At 73.1% G+C, this 3,299-nt stretch carries 2 protein-coding genes; both read left to right on the forward strand.

Features of this window, described 5'->3' with window-relative positions:
• Positions 1-225: 225 nt before the first annotated feature.
• The gene (gene leuS / locus CTKZ_RS05140) at positions 226-3,144 is read left to right on the forward strand and encodes a leucine--tRNA ligase (RefSeq protein WP_124341944.1); all 2,919 of its coding nucleotides are present in this window, start codon (positions 226-228) and stop codon (positions 3,142-3,144) included.
• A 44-nt stretch (positions 3,145-3,188) separates the two neighbouring features.
• Positions 3,189-3,299 (forward strand): DegV family protein (locus CTKZ_RS22720; RefSeq protein WP_200829644.1); only part of this gene is annotated, 111 nt, incomplete at its 3' end.

Below are 3,299 nucleotides of genomic sequence, written 5' to 3' on the forward strand. Positions count from 1 at the left end.
GCCTCGAGCCGCACCGCCTCCGCGGCGGCTCTCGCCGCCTCCGCCTCCGCCGCGGCGAGCCGCACGGCGTCCGAGGTGTCGCCCATGGCGCGATCGTAGGAGCGGCCTGGTCGCGCCGCAGGTCCACGGGAGCATCCACCGGGCGCGCGCACGGTGCGCGACGTGCCGCGGCGTCGGGGTGACCGGTGTGTGCGGGCGTCACGGGCGCGTCGGTAAACTCCTCGGGTGACGTCGCAGGACACCTCCGCCCCCGCCCCGACCAGCCCGTCGGGCGAGGTCCCGTTCCGCTACACCGCCGCCCTCGCGCAGGAGATCGAGCTCCGCTGGCAGGACGAGTGGCAGCGCCGCGGGACGTTCTTCGCCGCCAACCCGGTGGGTGAGCTCACCGACGGCGACGGGCGGCACGCGCAGGCGGGCAGCAAGCCCTTCTTCGTCATGGACATGTTCCCGTACCCCTCGGGCGCGGGCCTGCACGTCGGGCACCCGCTCGGGTACATCGCGACCGACGTCGTCGCGCGCTTCCGCCGCATGCAGGGCGACAACGTGCTGCACGCGCTGGGCTTCGACGCGTTCGGCCTGCCGGCCGAGCAGTACGCCGTGCAGACGGGTCAGCACCCGCGCACGACGACCGAGGCGAACATCGAGATCATGCAGCGCCAGCTGCGCCGGCTGGGCCTCGCGCACGACCCGCGCCGCTCGTTCGCCACGATCGACCCGGACTACGTCCGCTGGACGCAGTGGATCTTCCTGCAGATCTTCGAGTCCTGGTACGACGAGGACGCGGTGCGTCCCGACGGCGGTCGCGGCGCGGCCCGTCCGGTCGCGGACCTGGTCGCGGCCTACGAGGCCGGGCGCGCGCTGCCCGCGGGCGTCGACGGCGTCGCCGACGGCGCGACGTGGGCCGACCTCGACGAGGTGACGCGTCGCCGCGTCGTCGACTCCCAGCGCCTCGCCTACGTCTCGGAGACGCCGGTCAACTGGTGCCCGGGGCTGGGCACGGTGCTGGCCAACGAGGAGGTCACGGCCGACGGGCGTTCCGAGCGCGGCAACTTCCCGGTGTTCCAGCGGAACCTGCGCCAGTGGAACATGCGGATCACCGCGTACGCCGACCGCCTCGCGGACGACCTCGAGCACATCGACTGGCCGGACAAGGTCCGCTCGATGCAGCGCAACTGGATCGGTCGCTCGCAGGGCGCGCAGGTGCGGTTCGCGGTGCAGGGCGGCAGCGAGGTCGAGGTCTTCACGACGCGTCCCGACACGCTGTTCGGTGCGACGTTCGTCGTCGTGGCGCCCGAGCACCCGCTGCTCGACGAGGTCCCGTCGACGTGGCCCGACGGCACGCACGCGGCGTGGACCGGCGGCCACCGCACGCCGGTCGACGCCGTCGCGGCGTACCGCCGGGAGTCCGCTGCGAAGACGGCCGTGGAGCGTCAGGCCGACGCGGGCCGCAAGACGGGCGTGTTCACCGGCCACCTGGCCGCGAACCCCGTCAACGGCGAGCTGCTGCCGGTCTTCACCGCCGACTACGTCCTCATGGGCTACGGCACCGGCGCGATCATGGCGGTCCCCGGCGGCGACGAGCGCGACTTCGCGTTCGCGCAGGCGTTCGAGCTGCCGGTCGTCTACACCGTCGACGCCCCCGAGGGCACGCCGGACGGCGCGCGCACCGGCGACGGCAGCATCATCCACTCGTCGAACGACGAGATCTCGCTCGACGGCCTGTCGGTCCCGGAGGCGAAAGCCGCGATCATCGCGTGGCTCGAGCAGCACGGCATCGGCGAGGGCACCGTCACCTACCGTCTGCGCGACTGGCTCTTCAGCCGCCAGCGCTACTGGGGCGAGCCGTTCCCGATCGTCTACGACGAGCACGACCTGCCCGTCGCGCTGCCGGCCGACGCGCTGCCCGTCACGCTGCCCGAGGTGCCCGACTACGCGCCGCGCACCTTCGCGCCCGACGACGCGCAGTCGTCTCCCGAGGCGCCGCTGGGCCGCAACGACGAGTGGGTGACGCTCACGCTCGACCTGGGCGACGGCCCGAAGCAGTACCGCCGCGACACCAACACCATGCCCAACTGGGCCGGGTCGTGCTGGTACTACCTGCGCTACCTCGACCCGACGAACGACGAGCGGCTCGTCGACCCCGAGCTCGAGCGCTACTGGATGGGCCCCGGCCACGGTGCGCAGCCGGGCGACTCGGTCGGCGGCGTCGACCTGTACGTCGGCGGCGTCGAGCACGCCGTCCTGCACCTGCTGTACGCCCGGTTCTGGCACAAGGTGCTGTTCGACCTCGGCCACGTGTCGAGCGCCGAGCCGTTCCACAAGCTCTTCAACCAGGGCTACATCCAGGCGGCGGCCTTCACCGACGAGCGCGGCGTCTACGTGCCCGCGGACGAGGTCGTCGAGGACGGTGACGCCTTCACGTGGCAGGGTCAGCTCGTCACCCGCGAGTACGGGAAGATGGGCAAGTCCCTCAAGAACGCCGTCACGCCCGACGAGATGTACGCCGAGTACGGCGCCGACACGCTGCGCGTGTACGAGATGTCGATGGGTCCGCTCGACCTGTCGCGCCCGTGGGAGACGCGCGCGGTCGTCGGGTCGCAGCGCTACCTGCAGCGGCTGTGGCGCAACGTCGTCGACGAGACGACCGGCGCCCTGGTCGTGACGGACGACGCGCCGTCGACCGAGACTCTGCGCGTGCTGCACCGCACGATCGCCGACGTCACCGCGGACATGGAGGCGATGCGCCTCAACACCGCGATCGCCAAGCTCATCGTGCTGAACAACCACCTCACCACGCTCGACGCCGCCCCGCGTGCGGCCGTCGAGGCGCTCGTGCTCATGACCGCGCCCGTCGCTCCCCACGTCGCCGAGGAGCTCTGGCAGCGGCTCGGTCACGACCGGTCGCTCGCGCACGAGCCGTTCCCGGTCGCCGACCCGGCCCACCTCGTCGAGGAGACCGTCACCTGCGTCCTGCAGGTCCAGGGCAAGGTGCGCGGCCGCGTCGAGGTCAGCACCGACGTCGCCGACGACGAGCTCACCGCGCTCGCCCTGGCCGACGCGGGCGTGCAGCGCGCGCTCGCCGGTCGCGACGTCCGCACCGTGATCGTGCGCGCGCCGCGCCTCGTCAACGTGGTGCCGGCCTGACCGCGACCACCGGGCGACGTGCGGGCACCCGCCCGCACGTCGCCGTGGTCACCGACTCCACGGCGACGCTGACCCCCGCCGACGCCGCCGCCTGGGGCGTCGAGGTCGTGCCGCTCGACGTCGTCGTCGACGGCGAACGGCACGCCGAGGGCGTC

Source organism: Cellulomonas algicola (assembly GCF_003851725.1).
Taxonomy (GTDB): domain Bacteria; phylum Actinomycetota; class Actinomycetes; order Actinomycetales; family Cellulomonadaceae; genus Cellulomonas; species Cellulomonas algicola.